This window comes from Novipirellula methanifontis, assembly GCF_052161655.1.
Taxonomy (GTDB): Bacteria; Planctomycetota; Planctomycetia; order Pirellulales; family Pirellulaceae; genus Novipirellula.
The window spans coordinates 10,122,388-10,147,334 of sequence record NZ_CP197418.1; the positions used below are offsets into that span (position 1 = coordinate 10,122,388).

A 24,947-nucleotide genomic window follows, 5' to 3' on the forward strand; every position below is an offset into this window, starting at 1 on the left:
GTAGTCGAAACGGCGACAAAGCTCCAGACGAGTTTCACGCAGAAACTCAATTGTTGATTTTCCAATTTCGCCCTATCGGCGGTTGTCTCCATTTGCTAGTTGGAGGGACAACCATGAAGATTTTCGCTCAATTACGTGATATCCGTGGCCCTATCGCCTGCTCGCGGAATCCATCACGGTTGTGACGTAGGCGAAAAAACTTCATGAAACCAACATTTCGCAATGTCATCAGGCTGAGCTCACCTACCAACATCTTGTAACTGTCCAGAAATTCACCATGACACCGCACCCCACCTCGCCTCGCCTAACTGCCCCTGCGTTTCGACACGCTATCATTTGCCTCTGTTTGCTAGCAATTTCGATCGCATCCCCCAGTTTTGCTCAAGAGTTCGATGACGAGAGTCTTTCCGGATTCCTGAACGAAGGTGTCGGACAACCGACGGCACGCGAATCCGAGCCCCAGATCGTGCAAACCAGCATGGATGACTATGCCGGATCGAGCGATCTGAGTATCCAGGTTGCGGAACTGCAGGCCCAGATGAGCGAACAAAATTTCGAGATCGCAGCACTCCGCTCTGAATTGCAAACGCCTCTGTATCATTCGCACACGACGACATCACCCAAATGGTTCGTCACCTATGAAAGCGTGATCGTGCAACCGATCCAAAGTAATTCGACCGGACTGATCACCGAACGCGACGATGACGTGTTTTCGCATGTCATGTTCCCTTGGGAAATGGAACATAGTCCGCGAATCCAATTAGGCCGCGAAGCCAATGATGAAACACTGGGGTGGCGAGTTCGCTATTGGCAATTCCGTCATGGCGAATCGTTCGAGGCGAATGATGCCAACGGTTTAATCCCCGCCAGTTCGTTCACGCTTGGTACAGTGGGCTATTTGTTCGAAGACGGCGACGCATCGACAGGACTTCAATTCGTCGAAGAGGGGGTGTTCACGAGCAGCATTCGCACCGATGTGATCGATTGGGAACTGCAACGACAAATCGTCAAACCCCTGGATGTCTACGCAGGGATTCGTTACGCAAAGATCGCCCAGCGTTATCACGCGATGACCGACGCGGGTAACCTTGACGCCCGCAGCGAATTCCGCGGTTTTGGTCCCACCGTCGCCATGCGGTTCACTCATTCGTTGCCGCTGAATACATTGTCGCTGTTCGCCAATGCTCGCGGCTCGTTGCTATTCGGGCAAAAGAGTTTCACCGCAGAGGATGACGTGAACGAGCATGCTCAGTCGCTGAACGCGATCGATTTACGTTCATCCGAAGACGCGATTCACTCGTTCGCGGGCAACACCGAGATCCAATTGGGTTTGCGTTATGCACCAGCAAATTGGTTCTCGATGCAGGTTGCGCTGGAAGCGCAGCATTTCATGGATGTCGGCGGTGCGAATCCCACCGGCGTGTTCACCGGTCCAGATGGCGGCATGTCTGGCGACAGCCCGCTGGATGACAACCTCAGCTTCATCGGCGTCAGCACTGGCATCGAATTGGCGTACTAAATTGTGCTCCAACGTTGCTAATCAACCCGTAGCGACAGTCGCCAAGACTTTCATTCCCCCCCCAGAACCGCCGAAACTCTTGGCGAGTTTCGCTACGCGGAAGGTTCGCACTTAAAGCCAGGGTGTGAAAAAGCAGACGAATTCTTACGGCAGATCGTTTAGATCGGCTTCCGGATAGGTCTGGAGGAATCCGTTTTCATCCAGGTTCACCCAGCAAGCGAGCCGCTCAATATCGGCCTCGCTCAATATCGGATACATACTGTCACACGCGGTGGGTCTCTCCGTACCTTGCTGCGACCGCTGCTGCTTTTCATACAATTCTCGGATCCACACCTTCACAGGTGCTTTCCATCGCTGTTTCGGTCCGGGCACATTGTTGATTAATTTGGTGGGGTTCAGCCCCAAGGCTTTTGCTTTGCGAATGTCTTCCATGTTCAACCCACAAACATTCTTGGCTTTCGCCCAGCGCGGATCATGAGGCGGCTTCGCTTTTTTCTTTTTCTTCTTCGGCTCGATCAACCCTGCTTCGATTGCTGCGCTCCGGGCGGCACGTTGCGCGCGATGGTTTTGATGAACCTCCGCAATCCGGCTCGTCACCGACATCGACGAATCAAATTTATCGTCGCTGATTTTCTTTTCGAGCTGATCGACGGTGAAGCCAATCGAACGTGCTTGTTTTAACTGGTCATCGGACAAGCCATGTTGAAGTTGAAACTCGTCCCAAGCCTTTTTCAGCTTCTTCCGGCGTTTTCGCCTGCACGATCCTGCCATAATCTCACTTCGCCCTGAAATCCTACTCGTGGTGTTCGTATAACGATCCGGTTGCGGCGGACAACTTGAGCTCTCGGGTGAGCAAGTGCCATATCGGCCCCAAATTTAGCGGAAAATTCCCGGCATCACCAATCGGCTAGCAGCGGATAATCATATTTCAGCTGAGCGAGAGGGCTGTGGCTTGGTTTGAGTAGCTTGGATTGATGGCGGAGGGCAACGTGAATCAGGTGTCCAACATCGATGGTAGGCGTCGTCGGTAGTAGTGTCATTCAGCTTGCATTACAGCTAAAGCAAAGCAAAGTACGCACTGCACATCAAGAAACTGTCCCATACCGCACGCTGAGCAGGGATTACCTGATCAGGAACATCGCGACTGCGAATTTTTATTGGCCGGCTTTTGTCGCTTAGGTCATTCTCTCGCCGCAATATTTGCGGTTCTTTGCATTCAAGCAGTCCCGCGAGTTCTCAGGGGCATGATTTTGCAGTGTTTTTGGCGCGTTATATGCTTCACAAAGTCAGTGCACACTCTTTTACAAACACAGCATGCTCATCCATGTCGATGGGCTACACCACAAAAACAACGAGTCTCACTATGAGCCCCTTTGAACAACAACTGCACGTCATTCGCACGCGTCCCGGTTTTATTGCAGCGCTTGACCAAAGTGGTGGCAGCACCCCCAAGGCACTCGGGCAATACGGAGTCGATGAATCGGCGTGGAGCAACGACGAAGAAATGTTCGCGGTCGTCCATCAGATGCGAACTCGGATCTTGACGAGCGAGAGTTTGACGAAGGATCGCATCATCGGAGCGATCCTGTTCGAAGACACATTGCGGCGAGAAGTCGAAGGCCGCCCCACAGGTGACTATCTTTGGAACGTCAAACAAATTGTGCCATTTCTAAAGGTCGATGAAGGACTCGCCGAGCAGAACGATGGCGTTCAGTTGATGAAACCGATGCCGAAGCTCGATGCCAAGCTCGATCTTGCTAAACAACAACCGGTGTTCGGTACCAAAATGCGATCGGTGATCCATTTGGCCAACTCCTCCGGCATCGATGCGATCGTGGAGCAACAATTCGACTATGGCAAAAAAATTGCGGCAGCTGGCTTGGTGCCAATCATTGAACCCGAAGTCGACATCCACTGCAAAGAAAAGGCAAAAGCGGAGGAGCTTTTAAACACGGCCCTGATCAAACAACTCGACCGACTGGACGGTAAGACATTGGTGATGCTGAAGCTTACGCTTCCCGAAAAAGACAACTTGTATCTGGATTGTGTCGAACATCCTGCGGTCGTCAAAGTCGTTGCACTGTCGGGAGGATACAGCCGCGAGGAAGCGGACATGCGACTTCGCAAACAAGCTCACGTCGTCGCTAGTTTCTCGCGGGCACTGCTGCAAGATTTGCGAGCCGACCAGACGAAGCAAGAATTTGACGAGGCTTTGGACCGCGCTGTGCAAAGTATCTTTGATGCTTCGATGGCACCTCACGCGTTGTAATTGACCACTTTTAGTGATGCGGCGATGAGGGCGCTGAAGCAGGCGGGAGCCGAGGGGGCACGCAAAGTGCGCGGTCGGCCCTCACCCGGAGGCGGCCCTTGTAAGGGGCCTGTCCGACCTCTCCCAAAATGAATTTTGGGAGAGGTAAGTGATTGTTGTCTCTGCCAGTATTAGTGCCAAAAACCTTAAGTCCGGGCTGTTCTTGTGAGCCGACGGCATTAGCCGCGGGCATGGTGAAATCGGCGTTAAAAGGCCCGCGGCTAGCGCCGTCGGCTCAGTTCATCCGCGTTGACAACCCGATGGAACGGAACGCGGGCAGTGGCTCTAGCACTTTTCGATGGTCACAGCGGTGTGTTTGAACGAGGGGCAATTGCTCGAGGCATCGGTGCTGTTCATTGGGATCAGCGGGTTTGCTTCGGGGAAATACATCGCCACACACCCGCGTGGAATCGGATACTCGACGACTTGAAAGTTCTGTAGCGTGCGAGTTTCTCCAGCGTGATAACTGGTGACCGCGACAGGGTCACGCGAACGCAGCCCCTTTTCTCGCATATCCTCGGCATTCATCATCACCACGCGGCGGGCATTCAGAATCCCTCGATAGCGATCGTGGTTGCCATAGACCGTTGTGTTGAATTGATCATGGCTCCGCACCGTCGTCATCGCAAACTGGCCCGGTTGGATCGTGTCTTGCGGGATCGGGTTGATGGTGAAATTCGCTTTCCCGGTGCTGGTATTAAACTGACGCTCGCGAGCAGCATTGGGCAAGTAGAACCCGCCCGGCTGACGAACTTTTTCGTTGTAGTTTTCACAGCCATCGATCACTGCGGCGATGCCATCACGGATCAAGTCATAATCGTTGGCCCAGTCACGCCATGGGTTGTTCGCTCGATCTCCCAGCGTGGCCGCTGCCATTTCACACACAATCGCCACCTCGTTGCGTAAATCGGGCGATGCCGGTTTCAACTTGCCTTGCGAGGACTGAACGACGCCCATCGAATTTTCGGTGCTCGTGAATTGTTTACGAGGCGGATGGCCATTGCTTGATTCTCGCACGTCTTCTTCGGTGCGACCTAAACAGGGCAAGATCAGTGATTGCCGACCCGCTACCAAATCGGCGCGATTTAGCTTGGTTCCAATCCGCACATTGAGCCGCGTTTTTGCCAATCCCTCGGCGGCATAACGCGTATCAGGTAGCGCCATCAAGAAATTGCCTCCGAGTGAAACGAAGACATCAATTTCACCATGATGCAGTGCAATCGCAGCTCGCTGAGAATCAACGCCGTGCTTTCGCGGCGGATCAAATTCAAACGTCGTTTGCAAACGATCTAGCAAGGCATCTTTGGGCTGTTCCCACACGCCCATCGTACGGTCGCCTTGGACGTTGCTATGCCCGCGAACACAACACGGCCCCGCCCCCGGTTTGCCGATCGCTCCCCGCAGCAGCAACAGATTCAACATTTCAGCGACATTTTGAGTCCCGTTGGTGTGCTGAGTCACGCCCAAACACCAACACAAAATGATCTTTTCGGACAAACGAATCCAGTCGGCCGCTTGTCGCATCAATTCGCGATCGATCCCACTGCGAGCCACCAGAGTGTCCCAATCAGCACTGCGAAGGTCGTCAAGCAATTCATCCAATCCCGCAGCATGTTCGTTAACAAACCCCCAATCGATCACCGAACCGGGTTCGGCATCCTCCCACTCGATCATTTGCTTCATGATGCCTTTGAACAACGGGATATCACCGTTAATTTTGACCTGCAAAAACAAATCAGTCAGTTCCGTGGCAACCCCTAACATGCCAAGTGCCTCCTGCGGATTCATGAACCCCATCAATCCTGCTTCGGGCAGCGGATTGACGGCAATGATTTTGGCTCCATTGCGTTTGGCTTGTTGCAGTGCAATCAGTTGCCTCGGATGATTCGTCCCAGGATTTTGCCCGACGACCAAGACCAATTCGGCTTTTTCGAAGTCGTCGAGCTTGACGGTGCCTTTGCCGATCCCAATCATTTTTGATAATGCTCGGCCGCTCGATTCATGACACATGTTCGAACAGTCGGGAAGGTTGTTCGTACCAAATTGGCGAGCAAACAACTGGTAGGAAAATGCCGCTTCGTTGGTCGCTTTGCCCGAGGTATAGAACGCGGCACGATCGGGCGATGAGAGCGAATTTAATTCGCCCGCGATCAACGCATACGCATCCGCCCACGCGATCGGTTCGTAATGGGTCGCGTTCTCACGCAGCACCATCGGCTCGGTCAAGCGACCTTGTTGTTCGAGCCAATAATCAGTGTGTGTCGAGAGTTCGCTGACGCTGTACGAGCGAAAAAAGTCGGCGGTGAGTTTCCGTGAGTCAGCTTCGTGTGCAACTGCCTTGGCACCGTTTTCACAATAATCAAACGTTGCACGTTTACCATCGTGGTCCGGCCAAGCACAGCCGGGACAATCGATCCCCATTTTCTGGTTCAGCTGCAACAGGGGTAGCGTCCCCCGCACCACCCCCGCTTCGCCCCATGCGTAGCGAAAACTGTTCAAGACAGCGGAGATGCCTGTCGACTTCTGTTTGACCGGCTTTAGCTTCAAATTATCGTCGGATTTCGCAGGCAACAACCAGACCTCGCCATGCTGGGTCGGAATCGCCGTAGCAACCACGTTGTTGGCTTTGTCTGCGATGGACATGGGAAATCCTCGATCAGGAAGTGGATGGTTGGAGCGATGATTTTGCGAACAGCAGCCAGCAGTTAGCTTGCCACGATTCGCTTGGTGTCATGATAAACATTGTAACGATCCAGCTTGGTGAATCCGACGAGCGTCATCCCATGCCGCTCCGCTAGCTCGATTGCCAGACTCGATGGCGCCCCTACCGCGACCATGATCGGAATACCGACCACCAGTGCTTTTTGCACCAACTCGAAACTGATCCGTCCGCTGACAACTAGAATCGAACAAGCGAACACGCTGGCGTCGTTCATCCATTGTCCACCGATCAGCTTGTCTAACGCGTTATGACGCCCGACATCTTCTTCGACTGCTAGCAAGCTGCCTTCGCAATCAAACAACCCGCTGGCGTGCAGCCCTCCGGTTTGGTCGAACAGTCGTTGCGCACGACGAAGCCGTTCGGGCAATTTCCTTATCGATTCGGCGGCAACTGTTGGCGTCCCCGGATCGAGCGGCGATTGAATTTGCACTGTCACTGCTTCGATGGATGCTTTGCCGCAGACACCGCAACTGCTGGACGTAAAAAAGTGTCGTTGCAACCGCTGTAGATCGACTTGCAGCGTATCTCGAAGCCGCACGCGGACGACCGAACCGCTGCGGCAGGGACGAACCGCAACGACATCCTCGCGTTCAGTTACGATTCCCTCGGTGACCAAAAAACCGACCGCCAGCTTCGTGTCCGCACCCGGGGTTCGCATGGTGATTGAGATCGAACGATCTTTCTTTTTGCCGTCCTCGTCGATCACAATCCGGATCTCGAGCGGTTCTTCGATCGCAACGAGATCCGAAACAACCGCCGCCGATTCTGGTCGCACTTGCTGGACCTCAAATTCACGAGCACCGTTTTCATCCCCCCGTTTTCTACTCGCCTGCTGTCTTTCAGCGGCACGATGGTCGGTCGCATGCGAGAGTTGGGGCGGGGTATTTGAAATCATTGAGTTTCTCGTCGTGCCGGGCATGGCTTTTCAAGTTCGAGTGCAGCGTCATCTTTCATTTTACGGTGTCGCGACCCGCAACGAGCTATGCGTCGGCTGCCAAAGGGTTAATTGCCAAAAAGCCTTGGAAGCTGCCAGCGGCCGCGACAACAAAACAGTAAAGCAGGTCGTTCTGTGAGCCGACGGCGCTAGCCGCGGGCCCGTCAGCATTGTAAGAAACATGCCCGCGGCTAGCGCCGTCGGCTCAGTTTTGCCGCGTTAAAACCGGATGCAACTTAAATCGCGTGCAGATCCTTGCGGTGTCGCCCTGAGAGGCACGCGACGCTAGAAAAGACCGTAACGAATCTCGCGAGCGAGTTTCGGCGGGGCAGCGTGGTGAAAGACCGAAAGTCTTGGCGACTTTCGCTACGTCGAGCTCAGGCAAGAAACAGAATGCCGCAGACTAAATGCCCATCTGCTGGAGCATGTCGGCGATACGTCCGAGCGTGTTGGTCAGCAGCGGGTGCGACTTTTCAAATTGACGCGCTGAATCGCTGATCTGGTCACTCAGCGTGCTCTCTTCGTCATCGCTTCGCCCCAATACCGTTTCAATCTCGGCCATGGTTTGCCGCAAACGGGCGACGTCCTCGTCAGCGAGGTCGTCCGCATTTTCCAGTTCTTGATGAACGGTTTGCAATGCCAAGAGTAGATCTTCGCGAGTCATTAGACGTCCTTCCAGGCGCGTTGTGCTGCACTGTCCAAGACCGCGTCGCAAACCTTTTGCGTTTCGAGTGCATCGCGGAAACTTGGGTGCATCTGTTCGCCGGTTTCCAAAGATTTCAGGAAGTCGGCGACTTGGTGAATGAACGTGTGCTCGTAACCGATGTTCAATCCGGGAACCCACCAATTTTTCATGTAAGGTTGCTCGCCGTCACTGATGTGAACACTTCGCCAACCGCGAACGATCGAATCGTCGGCGTGATCGAAGTACTCGAGGCGATGCAAATCGTGCAGGTCCCAGCGAATCGAGGCGTGTTCGCCATTGATTTCAAACGTGTACAGCGCTTTGTGGCCACGAGCGTAACGTGTCGATTCGAACAAGCCCAGCGAACCGTTATCGAAATGGCAGAGAAAGCTACAAGCGTCGTCGATCTTGACTGGCTCTTTCTTGCCCGTTTCCGAATGCATGCGTTCTTTGACAAACGTCTCGGTGACGGCCGAAACATCTTTGATGCTGCCGTTGAGCCAAAGTGCTGTATCGATACAGTGGGCCAACAAGTCGCCGGTCACGCCGCTACCAGCCGCTTCGGCATCCAAACGCCACGTTGCCGCACCGCCCTGAGGCACGTCGGCATTGATCGTCCAGTCTTGCAGGAAGTTGGCTCGGTAGTGAAAGATCCGTCCCAAGCGACCTTCGTCAATCAGTTGTTTCGCCAGCGTGACGGCGGGCACGCGGCGATAGTTGTACCAGACCATGTTTTTGACGCCGGCCTTTTCGACCGCTTGGCACATCTCTTCGCCTTCGGCTTGGTTCATTGCAAGCGGCTTTTCGCAAAGCACCATCTTGCCCGCTTCGGCGGCCGCAATCGAAATCTCTTTGTGCAAGTTGTTGGGCGTACAGACATCGATGGCATCAATGTCGTCACGCTTGAGCATCTCGCGCCAATCGGTTTCGACCGACTCGTAACCCCAGTTGTCCGCGAACGCTTGCGCCTTTTCTTTATTACGGGCACAAACCGCCTTCAGAACCGGCTTGTATTCGCATGGGAAAAAGTGATTCGCTTGGGCATAACCGTTCGAGTGAGTTCGTCCCATGAACCCGTATCCAACCATACCAATATTAAGCGGCTTCATCGTGCGTGTTTCCTTGTTGCGTTTGTAAGCGAGTTCGATTCGTTCGCGGTGGAGCGTTAGCGAAAGCGGATTAGGCGGTTTGCGTGGTGCAGTGCGTGTCGCGGACCTTGATCATGGTATCGAGAATCGTGTTCCATGTGTGAGGGTCTTCGAGCATCGCATTGGGGAACATGCATCCGTCCCAGCAAATGTGCTTGATGCCACGCTTATCGGCGTCTTTGAGCCAGTATCCCGAGCACTTGACGATATCCAATTTGCCGTTGGGATCATCCGCCGGGCAATGTTTTCCAGTCTTGTCGTGCGAACCAGCCCCGTGAACTTCGCCATCATTCTGCGCGACGTGAAAGTCGATCGTCCAGGGGCGAAGCTTGTCGGTCATCTTTTCATAGGCCGCATAGAACTCTTCGTCGCTGTAGCCTTCATGCAGCAACGCATGCTCGGGGGCGTTGTAGCCCATCAAGTACAGATAGGTGTGCGCCAAGTCGGCTTGGAATCCAAGCGATTCGGGCATCCCGACCGCTTCGAGCAAGTCGAGGATATCTTTCCAGCTGTGCATGCCGGCCCAGCAGATTTCGCCTTCGGCCGCCAAACGCTCGCCATGGTCGGCCGCGATCTTGGCCGCTTCTTTGAACGTGTTGGCAATCTTCTGAGTGTTTGCCTTCTTGTCTTCACGCCACTTCTCGACGCCAAACTCGGCGCTGTCGATGCGGATCGCTCCGTATTGACGCACGCCGTGGTCGTTAAAAATCCCCGCGATACGGCAAGCCATCTTCACTGCCGAGAGGAACTTGGCTTGTTGCTCGGCATCGCCCATTGCCGAATCACCGACGGTGCCAGGCCAAATCGGCGCGACCAACGAACCGACCGCCAAACCTTTGCTGGCGATCAAGTCCGCAATTTTGCGAATCTCGTCGTCGCTGGCTTCGGGATTGGTGTGAGGCAGGAACAAGAAGTAATCGATACCATCGAACTTTTGTCCGTTGACTTCTGCCGCAGCGGTCAAGTCGAGCATTCGCTCGAGGCTGATCGGTGGCTCCTGGCCTTCGTCGGTACCTTTGCCAACCAGTCCCGGCCACATTGCATTATGGAGTTTCATCGCTTTGATTTCCTAGAAGTGTTCGTGTGAGTCGCTGGCGGTTAGGTAGGTCGTTCGGTAAATGCCGGTGAAACGACGATCCTCTTGTGAGCCGACGGCGCTAGCCGCGGGCCCGTTGATATTTGCCCGCGGCTAGCGCCGCCGGCTCAGATCATTATGTGGAATGACTTATATTGGCATGCTTAGCTGCCAGCCTTGGGCAGATTCTTATGCGTGTTTGGACCGAAGTACCTTAGTCCAACCAACGGTTCGGTTCCAAGGTTTTCGATCTCGACGCCGTTCGTTGCAGCGACATGTGAAATGAAGACTTCATCCGAAGTGTTTTCGCCAAAGCGGATCATCGCGGGCGTCTGCAGATCGAGTGATCCCATGCGGCCGCGGCCTTGAACCGTAATCCAGCTACTCGCACCAGGATCCTGCAAAGTGCATTTCGCACCGGGCTGGATCGTCAATTCTTTGGCGCTGAACAATTGCTCGCCATCGACGGTGCCGTAAACGATCCACAGATCTTCGAAGCCATCACCACTGCGCTGTTCGTCGCGAACCGGTTCGAGATAGTTGCTGTTTTTAAAGTGGGTGTCGACGTTCTTGTCCCAGTCCAACTGGCCGACGATAAAGTCGAGGTCCTGGTGTTTTTCTTCGGGCATGTCTTTGACCAGCAACGACCAAGGCACATAGCGGCCTTCGACGATCGATTGGTACATCCCGAACACGTCGCTGCCCCATTGTGGTTCGTACGTGCACAGCGATCCCGGAGCATGCAGTACGCCTGGCGGAATCAACCAACCGGTACCACGCTTCAGACGATATGCACGGCTGAGGTCGAGGATGCCATTGTCGCCAGCGTTCCAATTTTCCAAGCAGCGACGCACATCTTCCTTTTGCGTTCCCGGCTCGAGTCCCATGAACGTGTAGGCAAAGTTGTTGTCGACGTTGTTCAGTTGGGGTGGGAAGTAGTAGCTTTCGGGTTTTCCTTCCTGGCCGACCAATTTTGCATCTTCGAAACTTTGGTGCATGTGATGGGGGATCGGCCCCATGTTGTCAAAGAATTTCGAATAAACCGGCCAACGATCGTATTTTGAATAGATCGACTCGCCGACAATATCGTTACCACGCTCGGAGACAGCGTCCTTGAGCATGAACTTTTTGCCTTCGAAGAGGACAAAGCTCAAGCCCTCGTGCCAGACACGGCCTTCGTTAGCCGCTTCGGTGGTACTACCGAACCAACGTTCGTCGATACCGCCGCGATCAGCGCCAAATCGATAGTAATCGCCGGGGTGCAACTTGATCCGACGTCCGGGATGCAAAAACGATCGTGGCACCCAAGTGGGGGTCAAACGCAACAATCCCTCGCCCGCGTCCATTGCGGAGTCGAGAATTCCAGCAACAGAGTCACCTTGGATCAAGCCTTCGTCCAGCTTAATGTTGCTCATCGATCGTAGCACCTTTGAATCTCGGAGAGAAAGAGTATGTTCAGGCAAGAAACGTGTTCTTCGGTCACTGAGCTTGGTCAAGTGAAGAAGAAAACGCTTCGTGGGCTAAAATCAACGCCCTAATTTGGTTTCTGAGGAAGTTATGTTTTATTTGCTTCACCGCGAAGGAGCAAGAACGCCACCGATTCAGAACCCTAAAAAGAAGACCTTACTTGGTCCAATCACAGCTACTAACGCCTAATTGCCCTCGCTTTCAAAGATTCAAAGATCATGGCAGAAATTGTCGCACTTCGAAACTGGGACCGCCGCGAGTCCCAAATCGCCTGGGATAGCGACTCACCCCTTTCGATGAACGTGGAAACACGCATGGGCGAGATCAAGACCCGCCATGGCCGTTTTGTCGGCGGCGCGTCGGATAATGTCGAAGTTGTCGAGATCGACACCGGCGTGATGCGGGTCATCGTGCTGCCCACGCGTGGTATGTCGATCTGGAAGATCGAAGCCGAGGGAATTCGCTTCGGCTGGGACTCGCCCGTCACTGGCCCCGTCCATCCGTCCCAGGTTCCGCTGTTCGACCCCAGCGGCCTCGGTTGGCTCGAAGGCTTTGACGAATTGGTCGCCCGCTGTGGATTGGAGAGCAACGGAGCACCGGAGTTCGATGAAGCCGGCAAGCTCAAACACCCGCTGCACGGCCGGATCGGTAACTTGGCGGCTGATTCGTTGTCGATTGAGTACGACGAGGCGTCCGGCCGACTCGAGTTGATTGGCGAAGTGATCGAATCGCGATTGTTTTTTAAGCGTTTGAGACTAAAAACTCGATTGCGAGTCCATGCAGGCAGCTACCGTGTGGATCTGCTGGATGACGTCACCAATGAATTGTCGACTCCTGCAACGATGCAGTTGCTTTATCACATCAACGTGGGCTCGCCGATTCTAAAGCCCGGTGCGGTGCTCGAGGCGGCCTGCGAAGAACTTGCTCCGAAAGACGCATTATCGGCAAGCGAACTCGATACATGGAACCAATTTGATAAACCCGAATCGGGCTATCAAGAACGCGTCTACTTTGCCAACCTGGTTTGCGACGATTCGAGCGAAACGACCGCGATGCTCCGCTCGGCCGAAAAGAATCGAGGTTTGGCTGTCACCTTCAATGTCAGCCAACTTCCCAATTTCATTTTGTGGAAGAATACGGGTGCCAAAAGCGATGGCTATGTGGTCGGAATGGAACCCGCAACAAACTTTCCCAACACGCGTTCGTTCGAAGCGGAGCAAGGCCGAGTGGTAGCGATCGAGCCTGCTGACACGGTCTCGTTCCGTTTGTCGTTGGAAGTGTTGACCGATGAAACGTCGGTCGAGAAGGTTAGCGCGCGAATCAAGGGTCTCGCCGCGATCCACACTCCGCAAATCCACGACGACCCCAAAGTGGGTTGGTCGCTGTAAGGCACACTAGAGCATTTTTATCTTTGACGTAGCTACCGTCGCCAGACGGTGGTGATTCGCATTTGCGAGCCAACACTCCACGCTACGAAACGCAATGCTGCTTTGGGCAGCGCCAGAAAAAGAGGGCTTCGGCAGTAGTGCCGTGGCCGACTTACGTCAGCCCTCGGGTTCACCCGTGATGCTTGACCATCACCAATTCGCTGAATCCGGAGTTGAACATCACTTCGTCCATGAAGCTAGTGACCAACATCATCCCGCGACACTGCTCTAGTTCGAACGATTCTGGTGTTCCTGGTGCGGGATTGAATCGAGCCAAGCGGCCGTTCCCATCGTGTGAAACGGAAATCCGCGTGTCCTTGTCGCCGCCGGACACCTTTAAATGGACACTGCGTTTTCGATACGCATCCGAGCCGGCACGCTTCATTAATTCTGCATGGCTATCTGGATCGCCCGCGATCACCTTGCCCACGATCGGGTCTTCGTCACTGAGTTCCAAATTGCCATAACAGACGGCATTAAACAACGCACTTGCTACCGCTACTCCGATCCGAATGCGGTTAGTCGAATTGAGTTTTCCCGAGGCGGCTAAGGCTTGAATGACAATCTGAGTCGCCGGATTGATTGAATCAATGTAGCTACCGAGTTTGAAGTAGAACTCCGGCGAACGCAATTGCCCCGACAGCGGCTGCGAAAACCGATCACTGCATGCATAGGCGATGGTTTGCCGCACGACCGGATTGAGCAACATGTTGAGCGAATTTTTGGGGACAAAATTCACTGCGCCCAATGCAAGTGCGTCGACCGCTAGATCCTCGGAACCGCGAGCTGTGACAACGACCGTGGGCAATTGCGATTGCTCGGCAACCAACGTCTGGACCAATTCCAATCCATTCATATTGGGCATTCGCAGGTCCGTGACCACGAGCTCGGGCATGTGCTCGGCAATCGACGCCATCGCTTCGCGTCCGTCCTGAGCACAACGCACTTCGTGCGCGTCATCTTCGAGCAACGTCTGCATCAGCACCGTATGCGTCGGGCTGTCGTCGCACAGTAAAATAGAAGCCATCATGGACTCGTTTGTTAAGTGGAACGGAAACGCACGCGAGCCGTATTGATCAAACCCAACTTTTCAGCATAGGGCTCAAGTCAATTAAGTAAGGCTCCGTTCCACGCCAGAAAAGGCGCGTGCACTCTATAGTTTAAACCAACGCCGCCCGCCGTGTGAAATGCTGCGGTGCCAGTCGGGCAAGATTTTTTCCCTTAGTGCAGTTCCAGCATCTCACCCTGTGGCGACACAGCACCGCGATTCAGTGAGTTGCGGATCAACCTTTTGCCCGGCCACGAGGCCCCAAACGGCCAAACATGCGGTCCAATTCATCCCGACTGAAGAACAATGCGGTGGGGCGTCCGTGCGGACAATGGTGCGTATCCTGGTACAAATCACGCTGCTCGAGTAAGCTAGTGATCTCCTCTCGCGTGAGCGGATCGCCCGCTTTTACGGCCGCTTTACACGCGATGGTGCTGAGCAAATGATTCAACAAATCTTGAGCATCGGGCTCTTTGCCCGCCGACATCACCGATTCCAATACCGTTCGCAGCATGTCGCCCGGCGCCATGCGCTTTAGCATCGCGGGGTAGGACTGAATCAGAATTGTCTCGCCACCAAATTCGTCAATTTCGATGCCAATCTTGGCTAGAGTTTCTTTGGAATCGAGCGCGGCCGTGCGTTCGGCCGGAGTCAACGAGACGGGCTCGGGAACGAGCAATCGTTGCGATTCCAATCGCTCGGATCCGCCTAGCACTTTGTCCTTAACCCGCTCGTACAACACTCGCTCATGAAGCGCATGCTGGTCAATCACCACCATCCCCTTCTCGTCTTGCGTGACCAAGTAGCGATTGTGGACTTGAAACCCGAGGTAACAAACCGTCGGATTGCCGTCACTCGCAGCGGGCTGTGGATCCCAGGGTGCAAGCTCCGCAGGCTCGCCCGTTGCAGGGTCGGTCTGCGGTACCGCAGCACCGCCATCAACGGCGGATCCACCAGCCACATTCCCAGGCGAAGGGCTGCCTGAGAAAGGCGTGCTGCCTGGAAACGGCTGGAACCCGGGCACCGCTAGCGATGGCATCGACTGCGACGACCCGGCAGGCGACAAGCTTGCAGGCATTGGGTTACTGTCGCCCGTACGAGCCCAATTGATCACCCCTTGCCGTTGCTCGGCTTCGACGCGGCTTGGCAACCCCAGCACACTGGGGGCGGGAGCGACCACGTCACCACTCTGCGCACCGCCATTTGAATCGTTGTCGGATTGCGATGTGGACGTAGGGCCGACGCGATGCGTCATGTTGGTTTTCAAAAACTGGTAACGCAGCGTTTGCAATAATCGTCCATAGACGCGGCCGCCATCAGTAAATCGCACTTCCAACTTCGTCGGATGCACGTTGACATCGACCATGTCGGCTGGCATCTCCATTCGCAGGAAACAAACGGGATGTCGGCCCACCATTAACAAACCGCGATAAGCTTCGGTCAAAGCATGCTGAAGCGAACGGTCACGGATATGTCGCCCGTTTAAAAACATGTATTGCATGCGATTGTTACCGCGACTGACCGAGGGATCACAGGCATAACCGCTAACGCGAATTTGAGCATCATCACTTTCGATCGGGATCAATGAATCCGCAATCTCGCCGCCAAAAAACTCGGCGATCCGGTCCGACCAACGCGATGTGGGCGCCAAGTCGTAAAGCGTCTTTTCGTTAGAGGTCAAGACAAAATGAACCTTCGGATTGGCCAAAGCGATTCGCGTGAACGCTTCGACAATATGCCCCCGTTCGGTCTGTGCCGTTTTCAAGAAGCGATGACGCACGGGAGTATTGAAAAACAGATTGCGAATTTCCATCACGGTCCCGACGGGGCATCCGCATGGCGTCGGTGATTCAATCACACCGCCGCGGACATTGATTTCGGACCCACAATCGTCCTCAATCGTTCGGCTGCGAATAGTGAGCTGCGAAACGCTACCGATCGATGCCAGTGCTTCGCCGCGGAACCCAAGCGTGTGAACGTGAAACAACGACTCTTCGTCGGGCAGCTTGCTGGTCGCATGACTAGCCACCGCCAGCGGCAGTTGCTCCGAAGTCATTCCGCAACCATCGTCGCTGATGCGGATCAATTCGGTACCACCGCCATTGATCGTCACCTCGATGCGAAAGGCTCCCGCATCGACGCTGTTTTCAAGCAATTCCTTGACGACCGACGCCGGCCGTTCGATTACTTCGCCAGCAGCGATCTTGTTGACAAGATTGGGGGGTAATTGACGGATGGTCGGCAGCGGTTTTGCAGTAACAGTCATCCTTACGAATGTACCGTTTTACGCAAAATCAACAACCGAGAATCCGTCTGAAATCCAATGCATGCAAGAGAGTTGCGGCTCGATGGGGGAGCCGCAAGGCGAATAATTGGAAAGATTGGAAAAGTGAGCCAAGCTCCAGCCTGGCATCGTTTTTTTCAGCATTCCCCCGTAGTGGATCTTGCTAAAGATCCCGCCTGAAGGATCTTTAGCAAGATCCACTACGTCAGTTATCTGGCATCACATCTCAAGTGATCTTCGCCATTTAGCGGACGACTAATAACATTCGGGCGTTGCCACGCCGGACGACCAATCGCAATGGTTGCCGTTGCTTTTGGGCCTCGTCCAAAATCAGCGACAATTGGTCGACCGAGGATACTTGGATGTTAGCCGCCGATTCGATCACGTCGCCAACTTGCAGTTCTCCCTGAGCGGCGATGCTGCCGTCTTCGACACTCGCCACAATCAAGCCACTTCGCAGCCCTTCGTAACCGTATTGCTTGGCGGTTTCCGGAGTGACCGGAATCAACTCGGCGCCAAACAGCGATCCCGCGCCGAACATTGCCATTGCTTCATCAGTACGTTCCTGCAAATTCACTGTGACCTGCGATGTTTGCCGATTGCGAATAATCTCCATCTCCACAGCAGCCCCAGGCGGACGACTCGCGACATAGTTTCGCAATTGAGTTCCCGAACGCACCGGCCGACCATCCAACTTTGTCACCACATCGCCAGGCTGCAGCCCCGCCTTCGCTGCGGGCTGATTCTCGAGCAACCCTCCAATCAATGCACCCGAGTTGACCGTAAGGTTGTATTTCTTGACGCTTTCGGGAGTCACATCGACCACCTGGGCGCCTAAGAAACCTCGCCGCACTTGGCCTGATTCAATAATTGATTCCAACACCGGTTTTGCCAAGGAAACCGGGATTGCAAATCCGATCCCAGCACTTGCACCGCTGCGTGACAAGATCGCCGTGTTGATGCCAACCAATTCGCCTTGCAAATTGACCAGCGGACCGCCCGAGTTGCCTGGGTTAATCGCCGCATCGGTTTGCAGAAAGTCTTCAAAACCATTTCCATCATCGACAATTCCTTGCACTCGGTTTTTCCCGCTAATGATTCCCGCGGTCACCGTTTGTTCCAAGCCGAATGGGCTTCCGATCGCCAATACCCAATCGCCGACACGGATGTCGTCCGAGCTGCCTAGCAGCACAGGTTGCAACCCATCCAAATCGACCTTGATTACCGCCAAGTCGGTTTGCGGGTCGGTGCCCACCATCTTTCCTAGGACAATCCGTCCGTCGTTCAACTCGACTTTGATCTCGTCCGCGCCCTCCACGACGTGATTGTTGGTCAATACGTAGCCATCCTTGCGAACGATCACCCCGCTGCCCATCCCTTCGGACTCGCGGCGCTGAGGAGCCTGGGGTTGGTAACCAAAAAAGTCTTCGAAGCCTGGCGGCAACGCGCGTCGCTGGCTTTGTCGGCCGCCAACAATCTGAGTTTGCTTGGTGCTGATACTAACGACACTGGGTCGCAGCGCTTCGGCGACGTTACGAAACGATAGCGATAGATCTTGTGCGGTGTTCAGATGCTGACCTTGGATCGGCACCCGTGATTGATCTTGCGCGAGACTACCTCGCTGCAGCGAATCAGGCAAACTCAACACGACACCGGTCAGCAGTGATCCAAACAACATTGCCGCCAAGGCAACGCTTACACGTTTCCACAGATTGTCCATCAGGATGACTCCAAACTAATCGAATTTGAAAAACTGTCTTTGCCCCGCTCATCTTTACCCGGCATGCTCGCAGCACCAACCCTTATTGTAGCGAGCTACAACCCCGCCCCCTGCAGCGTCGGCCATTTCGCACTGCGAGGCTTCGGCACTTTCGGCACCCACATGTTGCGGCCCCGGTGGCACTAAGGGCGGCACCAATCGCGGTACTAAGGGCTACAAACTGCGGGAAAGCCGGAAACTCAACGAAGACTACCCAGATTAAAACCTGACCTTCTGTCGATGCGACAGCGTTAGCGGGAAACGTCCAAGCCGGAGCAAACGCTAGGCCAAAAATGCACACTTTCCGACTGCGAGGGCTGGACATTTCCAGCTGCTAATCTGGTACGCTATCGAACGATCCTTCGAGTGATCCAAAGCAAGCACGGAGCTAATAAAACTGTATGCGAGATACTTTGACGGTCATTTTGGCCGGAGGGCGGGGTTCGCGTCTGGAGCCCTTGACGCGTGACCGAGCTAAGCCAGCGGTCCCCTTTGGCGGCCTGTATCGGATTATTGACTTTGTGCTTAGCAATGCACTCAATAGCGACATGCGGCGAATGTTGCTGTTGACCCAGTACAAGGCGCAATCGCTCGATCGCCACATCAACCTTGCCTGGCGCAACTATTTTTGCCGCGAACTCGGTGAATTTATCGATGTTGTCCCTCCTCAGCAGCGGATTGACAACAATTGGTACCAAGGGACCGCTGACGCCGTCTATCAAAACATCTACGCAATCGAGAGCGAGCAGCCCAAAGACGTCGTGATCCTGGCGGGCGACCACATCTACAAGATGAATTACAAGCCGATGGTCGATTTCCATCGCAAAATGGGAGCCGACATCACGATCGGAGCGTTGCGTGTCAGCCGTGATGAAGCGAAGCAATTCGGGGTTATGCAAGTCGACTTGGATAATCGGCTGACCGGATTCCAGGAAAAACCGGCCGACCCGATGGCAACGCCCGACGATCCCGATGTTTGTCTGGCATCGATGGGCATCTATGTCTTCAACGCTCGGTTCCTGTTCGAACAGCTCTGTGATGATGCGACCCGAACCGAAAGCGATCACGACTTTGGCAAAAACATCATCCCGGCGGCAATCGAAAAGCATGGGGTTTATGCGTTCCCGTTTCTAGACGAGAACCGAAAACGCGATGCCTATTGGCGTGACGTCGGCACCATCGATGCCTACTACGAAGCGAACATGGACTTGATCGGCGTCGACCCGCAATTGAATCTTTACGACCAACATTGGCCGATTCGCTCGTTTCAGCCGATGATGCCACCACCCAAATTCGTGTTCGGCAGCGAAGGCCACTCGTCCCGACGTGGCGAGGCACTCGATTCCATGGTCTGCCAAGGCGCGATCATTAGCGGCGGCAGCGTGGCGCGTAGCATCGTTGGGCCCAACGTCCGGATCAACAGCTACGCTCATGTCGAGGACAGCATCCTGTTTGAAGGTGTCGAGGTCGGACGTCGATGCCGTCTGCGGCGCGTGATTGTGGACAAAGGAGTCCGCATCCCGCCAGAAACCGAAATCGGTTATGATCCAGCAGCCGACGCGGCAAGGGGGTTCACGGTCACCGAAAGCGGGCTAGTGGTGATCGCCCGGGGTGAACAATTGGACCCGACTCAAACGCCGGACGCAGTGCACTTCTAGTCCCCCGCTAGAAGAAAAACGGGCTATTCTACTCGCCTCGAACCAGCGAAACTCCCTCGTTAACTATATTGGGCAAACGGTCATCAACGAAGAACTACTACAGGGAAACCTGGTCCTAACGATGGTCGGCATTGTCTCAGGCCTAGTGCTAATAGCCGTGGGGCTGGCGATCGGCTATCGATTTGGACGCCAACGCAACGAAACAGCGGGAGTGGCGATGTCTCAAGACGAACGCGAACGCGTCCTACAAATGCTGCAAGAACTTGGCGCTTGGACGAACGAATACTCCGGCAGCGTGTCGAAATATCAAACGCGACTGGGTGAATTGAGCAACGAAGTGCGAGTGGATTCCGATTCAGGTCAATCGACACCCAAGGTGGTTGCGCTGCTGAAGCAGATCATGGATAGCAACGAGCAGTTGCAAACGCGGCTCGAATCTGCCGAACGTCAACTCGACAAGCAAACCAAGCAAATCGAAAGCTATCTGACCGAAGCTCGTACCGATGCGTTGACGGGGCTGCACAACCGACGTGCCTTTGACCAAAAACTTGACGAGGTGTTCACGACGTTTCGCAAAGGCGGCCGCTCGTTCGCGTTGGCGCTCGTTGACATCGATCACTTCAAAAACTTTAACGATACCCACGGGCATCAAGTCGGTGACCAAGTGCTTCAACAAGTCGCCAAGCTGCTAAAAATCGAACTCGATGACGCAATCATCGTGGCCCGTTTTGGCGGCGAAGAGTTCGCGATCCTGATGAACGGCCCTCTGCAAATCGCGTCGGACAAGATGAACAGAGTTCGCAAGACGATGGCGTCACATCAGATGGAGACGGGCACGAAATCCTTGTCGGTCACGATTAGCGTCGGCTTAAGCGAACCACGCGACGATCTTGTCGCCAGCCCCGTGGTGCGACGTGCTGATGAAGCACTGTATGCCGCCAAAAACATCGGCCGCAACCGAGTCTATTATCACGATGGCAAAGGCACATCGTTGGTCGGTGCGCCCGAAGTCGCCAAAGGCTAAACGGTTCTTACGCCCTCCCCACCCCTTCCGAATTAACCCGCGTCCGGCAACGTACCGGTCCTCGAACCACCATTTCCCGAACTAAAATTCACGATGAGCGCTGACGATTCCTCTACCCCCGTTCGTTCGGGCGCCGACCTGCATGAAGGTCAATCGACATTATTCGGACACCCGACGGGGCTGTACACGCTGTTCTTTGCCGAGATGTGGGAGCGATTTTCCTACTACGGGATGAGGGCACTACTAGTCCTGTACATGATCAAGGGATTCCTGAAGTACGGGGACGAACAAGCCTATACGGTTTACGGGGCCTACACCGCACTGGTCTACATGACACCGTTTTTTGGTGGACTGCTGGCCGACCGTGTACTGGGACAACGCCGCGCCGTGATCCTGGGTGGCGTGCTGATGGCTGCGGGCCACTTGCTGATGACGTACGAAGCACAGTGGCCATTTTTTGTTGCTCTCTCGCTACTGATCGTTGGCAACGGATTCTTCAAACCCAACATCTCGACGATCGTCGGATCGCTATACCCCAAAGGCAGCGGCAAACGCGATGGCGGGTTTACGATCTTTTACATGGGCATCAATCTCGGTGCCGCAATGAGTCCCTTGCTGTGCGGCTACGTTGGCGAGACCTATGGATGGCACTACGGTTTCGGGCTAGCCACAATCGGCATGCTGATCGGACTGGCCGTCTTCGTGATGCCAACACTGGTGACACAAAGCTTGATTGGTTTAGGCGCGGCGGTCAGCGCGCTGGGCATGTTATTCTTTCGGCCTGATAACCCTTGGACCACCGCTGTCAACATTTTTGTCGCGGTCTCGCTAGTTGCCGCTGGCGTGATCGCCTGCGTCGCGCTTTCACGAGGCGGCCTGAGTGCCGACAAAGGCCAACGTCCCGAAGGGGTGGATGGCCGTCACGACTGGATGGTTTACCTCGGCACACTGATCGCGATTCCTGTACTGACGCTGCTGGTAAGCGGTTTTTCACCCCTGACCAAAGATGGCAAGTCGTTACAGTTAATCTCGAACGAAACCATCAATAACTTCACGGGAGATACCGGCGAAACGACAGACGGCCAAGAAGCAGACGGCCAAGAAAACGACTCTTCGATGTCCAAGGCCGTACGCAGCATCGCTGTGGTCTTTTTGAAAGAAGTCAGCAAGCCAGCGGGTCTTGTCTTGACCGTGATCGGGATCATTGCGTTTGGCTACCTGATTATCCAGACATTTAAATTGGACCAAATACCTCGGCAACGAATGATCGTGGCATTGGTGCTCATTTTCTTTCAAATGCTGTTCTTTGCCTTCTTTGAACAGGCCGGCAGTAGCGTCAACCTGTTCACCGACCGCAACGTCGATCGCGTCGTCGAGTCCTTGGTCATCACCGAATCGATGGTGGGTGATACGATCCAGATCCAACCGACCCAGGAACAAATTGGATACGAGTGGAAAGAGGGCTCCCCATTTTCACTTTCGGATCTCGACCAACTGCGAGCCGAGCACGAAGAGAAAGGCTTTGAGATCGATTGGACGATTCGTGAAAGCAACGTTGGCATGGGGATTGCCTCACGCGACGCCGAATTGCCCGCCAGTTTGTTTCAATCCGTCAATCCGATCTTCATCCTGCTGCTAGGTCTTGTCTTTTCGGCACTGTGGACGCAACTGCGAATCCGGGATATGGATCCATCATCACCGGTCAAATTTGCGTTCGGTTTAGCGCTGCTGGGGCTCGGTTTCGGTGCCTTCTGGTACGGTGCCGTCAACGCCAATGGCCGCGGGATGGTCACAATTAGTTGGCTGCTGCTGGGCTATCTGTTACAAACGATGGGCGAATTGTGTCTCAGCCCCGTGGGACTTTCCACCATGACAAAATTGAGCCCAAAACACCTTGTCAGCACCGTGATGGGCGGATGGTTCTTGGCGACTGCGTTTAGCCAGTACCTAGCCGCGATCATCTCGCAATTAACCGGAGTCAGCGAAGGCGGGGACACGGGCAGCACGATTCCGATGCCTACCGAAACCGTCAACGTGTACGGTGGCGTGTTTGGCACGATCGCAATCACGGCGATATTGTCGGGACTCGCATGCTTGTTATTGTCACCTTGGTTGAGCCGCTGGATGCACGAGCAGGATGAACGATAAAGACGATGCTCGTGTGATCGGTTTGCTACGCCGCGTCGTTCGCGACTGTGGCAAACTGTACAACCATTGCGGCCAATGGATGGTGCGCCGTTATCCCACACTAATCGAGGGCAATCCGAACCAGTTCGTCGAATTGATGGATGACCTGCATCGTGGCTTGCTGATCAAGGTCTACGTTACGATCGTTCGTGCTGACGATCGCTGGACCAGCGCTGAAAAACGTGTTGCTGCCGCTATGATCGACCACCTGTGGGGTGAACAACTACACGGCGGCCAATTGCGTGAAGCCGCAACGGGTCTATTCGAGCAAGCTGACCAATTGACTTGGGAGTCGCTTGTCGCTCCGTTTGTGCGGTACGCCCCGCTCGCCGACAGCAAAGCTCAGGTCGAAACCATTGTGATGCGACTGGCCAATCTGGTCGCCAAATGTGACGGTCAAACGATGCCCGAAGAATCAGTCGCTCTGCACACGCTGCAGCGCGACATCGACATGGCACTGCATCCCGCTGATCCCAAATCGACACTCGCTCCGATCGGAAACGCATCCTCCGAAGGTCCTTCGGCGATGGCGTACCAGCACGAGCAGCAACAAGCAAGCGAAGCCGCAGGGACGACCACCGAGTCCGAAAGCCCGGCGGATCGTGAGCGGCGACTGCAGGCCGCGATGAAAGAACTCGAGTCGCTGATCGGATTGCAGAGTGTCAAAGACCGAGTTCGTAGCTATGCCAACTTTCTGCGACTGCAACAACAACGCAAGGACGCAGGCTTGGCGACGATGCCGATCAGTTTGCACATGACGTTTATCGGCAACCCAGGAACAGGCAAAACCACCGTCGCACGGATAGTCGGGCAAATCCTTGGTGCCCTCGGCACGCTTCCTTCAGGACACGTGATCGAAACCGACCGCAGTGGGCTGGTTGCCGAATACGCTGGCCAAACCGGGCCGAAAACAAACAAGCTGTGCGATTCAGCCAAAGGGGGCGTGTTGTTTATCGACGAAGCCTACAGCCTTGTCGACGCATCCGGCGACGATGCCTACGGCCGCGAAGCGATCCAAACGCTGCTGAAACGGATGGAAGACGACCGCGAGTCGATGGCTGTGATCTTGGCAGGCTACAGCGACGAGATGGCCAAGATGATCCGCAGCAACCCTGGGTTGTCATCACGGATCAACACCAAAATCGATTTCGAAGATTACTCTCCGCTCGACCTCGGCCGCATCTTCGAGACGATGTGTGAGCAGAATCAATATAAAATGCCCAGCGATGCACGCCATCGCTTGTTGATTGGCTTTCAGCACCTTTACGAAAATCGCGACCGACATTTTGGAAACGGCCGATTGGTGCGAAACGCATTCGAAGACACGATTCGCCGCTTAGCCGACCGCATCGCCGAAGTCTCTCAGTTGACCGAATCGCTTTTGACAGTGCTGTTGGCCGACGACGTCAGCATTCCCGGCGTCACCAACAGCAAGCTCGATTCGCTGGTCGACGAACCGCATATTCTGCGAATCCAGTGCAATGGATGCCAGCGTAAAGTGCGGATCATGCCCGAGTCACTCGGCATCCGTGTCCGTTGCAAAAAGTGCCAACACATTCAAACGGCCGACTGGGCCGAAGTCAGCGTGAAATAGGCTGAGAAATCGTAGAGATAGTCGCCTTTTGCTCCGCAAAAGTTGCGCTGCGTTAGCAAGATTTCTCGTAGCGAAACTCGCCAAGAGTTTCGGTCTCCCCGACTGCAC

Annotated in this window: 18 protein-coding genes; 7 read left to right on the forward strand and 11 right to left on the reverse strand. The window is 54.6% G+C overall.

All coding sequences use genetic code 11. The annotated features are described in order from the left end of the window. Nucleotides 1–277: 277 nt before the first annotated feature. Nucleotides 278–1,519 carry an Lpg1974 family pore-forming outer membrane protein gene (locus SH528x_RS35910; protein WP_442508221.1) on the forward strand — a complete coding sequence of 414 codons (1,242 nt, stop codon included), beginning with the start codon at nucleotides 278–280 and terminating at the stop codon, nucleotides 1,517–1,519. A 144-nt stretch (nucleotides 1,520–1,663) separates the two neighbouring features. Here the strand turns inward: SH528x_RS35910 and SH528x_RS35915 are convergent, their stop codons facing one another. Beyond that, the gene (locus tag SH528x_RS35915) at nucleotides 1,664–2,290 is read right to left on the reverse strand and encodes a hypothetical protein (protein ID WP_442508222.1); all 627 of its coding nucleotides are present in this window, start codon (nucleotides 2,288–2,290) and stop codon (nucleotides 1,664–1,666) included. Nucleotides 2,291–2,415: 125 nt separating this feature from the next. Beyond that, a complete protein-coding gene (locus SH528x_RS35920; protein WP_442508223.1) occupies nucleotides 2,416–2,559 on the reverse strand; it encodes a hypothetical protein in 144 nt (47 codons plus the stop codon). Between the two features lie 323 nt (nucleotides 2,560–2,882). Here SH528x_RS35920 and SH528x_RS35925 point away from each other — a divergent pair, with 323 nt between their 5' ends. Continuing rightward, a complete protein-coding gene (locus tag SH528x_RS35925) occupies nucleotides 2,883–3,788 on the forward strand; it encodes a fructose bisphosphate aldolase (protein WP_442508224.1) in 906 nt (301 codons plus the stop codon). Nucleotides 3,789–4,112: 324 nt separating this feature from the next. Here the strand turns inward: SH528x_RS35925 and SH528x_RS35930 are convergent, their stop codons facing one another. The 6 genes from SH528x_RS35930 to SH528x_RS35955 form a co-directional block, all read right to left on the reverse strand. Beyond that, on the reverse strand, nucleotides 4,113–6,470 hold the full coding sequence (locus SH528x_RS35930; protein WP_442508225.1) for an FdhF/YdeP family oxidoreductase: 2,358 nt from the start codon (nucleotides 6,468–6,470) through the stop codon (nucleotides 4,113–4,115). A 62-nt stretch (nucleotides 6,471–6,532) separates the two neighbouring features. Further along, nucleotides 6,533–7,444, reverse strand: coding sequence for a formate dehydrogenase accessory sulfurtransferase FdhD (gene fdhD / locus SH528x_RS35935; RefSeq protein WP_442508226.1), 912 nt, complete (start codon nucleotides 7,442–7,444; stop codon nucleotides 6,533–6,535). 442 nt (nucleotides 7,445–7,886) lie between these two features. Then, nucleotides 7,887–8,147, reverse strand: coding sequence for a DUF4404 family protein (locus SH528x_RS35940; protein ID WP_442508227.1), 261 nt, complete (start codon nucleotides 8,145–8,147; stop codon nucleotides 7,887–7,889). Further along, the gene (locus tag SH528x_RS35945; protein ID WP_442508228.1) at nucleotides 8,147–9,277 is read right to left on the reverse strand and encodes a Gfo/Idh/MocA family protein; all 1,131 of its coding nucleotides are present in this window, start codon (nucleotides 9,275–9,277) and stop codon (nucleotides 8,147–8,149) included. The genes SH528x_RS35940 and SH528x_RS35945 overlap by 1 nt, the downstream gene beginning before the upstream one ends. Nucleotides 9,278–9,347: 70 nt before the next feature. Then, nucleotides 9,348–10,373: a sugar phosphate isomerase/epimerase family protein gene (locus tag SH528x_RS35950; protein ID WP_442508229.1), complete on the reverse strand. Its 1,026-nt coding sequence runs from the start codon at nucleotides 10,371–10,373 to the stop codon at nucleotides 9,348–9,350. A 182-nt stretch (nucleotides 10,374–10,555) separates the two neighbouring features. Beyond that, nucleotides 10,556–11,806 (reverse strand): hypothetical protein, encoded by a 1,251-nt coding sequence (locus SH528x_RS35955; protein ID WP_442508230.1) that lies wholly within the window; start codon nucleotides 11,804–11,806, stop codon nucleotides 10,556–10,558. Nucleotides 11,807–12,076: 270 nt separating this feature from the next. Here SH528x_RS35955 and SH528x_RS35960 point away from each other — a divergent pair, with 270 nt between their 5' ends. Beyond that, a complete protein-coding gene (locus SH528x_RS35960) occupies nucleotides 12,077–13,246 on the forward strand; it encodes an aldose 1-epimerase family protein (RefSeq protein WP_442508231.1) in 1,170 nt (389 codons plus the stop codon). A 169-nt stretch (nucleotides 13,247–13,415) separates the two neighbouring features. Here SH528x_RS35960 and SH528x_RS35965 read toward each other — a convergent pair whose 3' ends face one another. The 3 genes from SH528x_RS35965 to SH528x_RS35975 all read right to left on the reverse strand — a co-directional run bounded on the left by SH528x_RS35965 (nucleotide 13,416) and on the right by SH528x_RS35975 (nucleotide 18,337). After that, entirely contained in the window at nucleotides 13,416–14,315 is a 900-nt protein-coding gene (locus tag SH528x_RS35965) for a response regulator (protein WP_442508232.1), read from the reverse strand. A gap of 253 nt (nucleotides 14,316–14,568) precedes the next feature. Beyond that, nucleotides 14,569–16,599, reverse strand: coding sequence for a DNA mismatch repair endonuclease MutL (mutL, locus tag SH528x_RS35970; RefSeq protein ID WP_442508233.1), 2,031 nt, complete (start codon nucleotides 16,597–16,599; stop codon nucleotides 14,569–14,571). Between the two features lie 262 nt (nucleotides 16,600–16,861). Further along, entirely contained in the window at nucleotides 16,862–18,337 is a 1,476-nt protein-coding gene (locus tag SH528x_RS35975; RefSeq protein ID WP_442508234.1) for a Do family serine endopeptidase, read from the reverse strand. A 440-nt stretch (nucleotides 18,338–18,777) separates the two neighbouring features. Here SH528x_RS35975 and glgC point away from each other — a divergent pair, with 440 nt between their 5' ends. The 4 genes from glgC (at nucleotide 18,778) to SH528x_RS35995 (ending at nucleotide 24,839) form a co-directional block, all read left to right on the forward strand. Then, complete coding sequence (gene glgC, locus SH528x_RS35980; RefSeq protein ID WP_442508235.1) at nucleotides 18,778–20,034, forward strand: glucose-1-phosphate adenylyltransferase; 1,257 nt, start codon at nucleotides 18,778–18,780, stop codon at nucleotides 20,032–20,034. 121 nt (nucleotides 20,035–20,155) lie between these two features. After that, nucleotides 20,156–21,058 carry a GGDEF domain-containing protein gene (locus SH528x_RS35985; protein ID WP_442508236.1) on the forward strand — a complete coding sequence of 301 codons (903 nt, stop codon included), beginning with the start codon at nucleotides 20,156–20,158 and terminating at the stop codon, nucleotides 21,056–21,058. Nucleotides 21,059–21,151: 93 nt separating this feature from the next. Next, a complete protein-coding gene (locus SH528x_RS35990; RefSeq protein WP_442508237.1) occupies nucleotides 21,152–23,206 on the forward strand; it encodes a peptide MFS transporter in 2,055 nt (684 codons plus the stop codon). Then, nucleotides 23,196–24,839 carry an AAA family ATPase gene (locus SH528x_RS35995; protein WP_442508238.1) on the forward strand — a complete coding sequence of 548 codons (1,644 nt, stop codon included), beginning with the start codon at nucleotides 23,196–23,198 and terminating at the stop codon, nucleotides 24,837–24,839. The genes SH528x_RS35990 and SH528x_RS35995 overlap by 11 nt, the downstream gene beginning before the upstream one ends. The last annotated feature ends 108 nt before the right edge of the window (nucleotides 24,840–24,947 follow it).

Coding starts and splice junctions, on each gene's coding strand:
- SH528x_RS35940 (WP_442508227.1), bottom strand. CDS start 8,147: ATGACTCGCGAAGATCTACTCTTGGCATTGCAAACCGTTCATCAAGAA.
- fdhD (WP_442508226.1), bottom strand. CDS start 7,444: ATGATTTCAAATACCCCGCCCCAACTCTCGCATGCGACCGACCATCGT.
- SH528x_RS35930 (WP_442508225.1), bottom strand. CDS start 6,470: ATGTCCATCGCAGACAAAGCCAACAACGTGGTTGCTACGGCGATTCCG.
- SH528x_RS35990 (WP_442508237.1), top strand. CDS start 21,152: ATGAGCGCTGACGATTCCTCTACCCCCGTTCGTTCGGGCGCCGACCTG.
- SH528x_RS35975 (WP_442508234.1), bottom strand. CDS start 18,337: ATGGACAATCTGTGGAAACGTGTAAGCGTTGCCTTGGCGGCAATGTTG.
- SH528x_RS35965 (WP_442508232.1), bottom strand. CDS start 14,315: ATGATGGCTTCTATTTTACTGTGCGACGACAGCCCGACGCATACGGTG.
- SH528x_RS35995 (WP_442508238.1), top strand. CDS start 23,196: ATGAACGATAAAGACGATGCTCGTGTGATCGGTTTGCTACGCCGCGTC.
- SH528x_RS35945 (WP_442508228.1), bottom strand. CDS start 9,277: ATGAAGCCGCTTAATATTGGTATGGTTGGATACGGGTTCATGGGACGA.
- mutL (WP_442508233.1), bottom strand. CDS start 16,599: ATGACTGTTACTGCAAAACCGCTGCCGACCATCCGTCAATTACCCCCC.
- glgC (WP_442508235.1), top strand. CDS start 18,778: ATGCGAGATACTTTGACGGTCATTTTGGCCGGAGGGCGGGGTTCGCGT.
- SH528x_RS35915 (WP_442508222.1), bottom strand. CDS start 2,290: ATGGCAGGATCGTGCAGGCGAAAACGCCGGAAGAAGCTGAAAAAGGCT.
- SH528x_RS35920 (WP_442508223.1), bottom strand. CDS start 2,559: ATGACACTACTACCGACGACGCCTACCATCGATGTTGGACACCTGATT.
- SH528x_RS35960 (WP_442508231.1), top strand. CDS start 12,077: ATGGCAGAAATTGTCGCACTTCGAAACTGGGACCGCCGCGAGTCCCAA.
- SH528x_RS35910 (WP_442508221.1), top strand. CDS start 278: ATGACACCGCACCCCACCTCGCCTCGCCTAACTGCCCCTGCGTTTCGA.
- SH528x_RS35955 (WP_442508230.1), bottom strand. CDS start 11,806: ATGAGCAACATTAAGCTGGACGAAGGCTTGATCCAAGGTGACTCTGTT.
- SH528x_RS35985 (WP_442508236.1), top strand. CDS start 20,156: ATGGTCGGCATTGTCTCAGGCCTAGTGCTAATAGCCGTGGGGCTGGCG.
- SH528x_RS35950 (WP_442508229.1), bottom strand. CDS start 10,373: ATGAAACTCCATAATGCAATGTGGCCGGGACTGGTTGGCAAAGGTACC.
- SH528x_RS35925 (WP_442508224.1), top strand. CDS start 2,883: ATGAGCCCCTTTGAACAACAACTGCACGTCATTCGCACGCGTCCCGGT.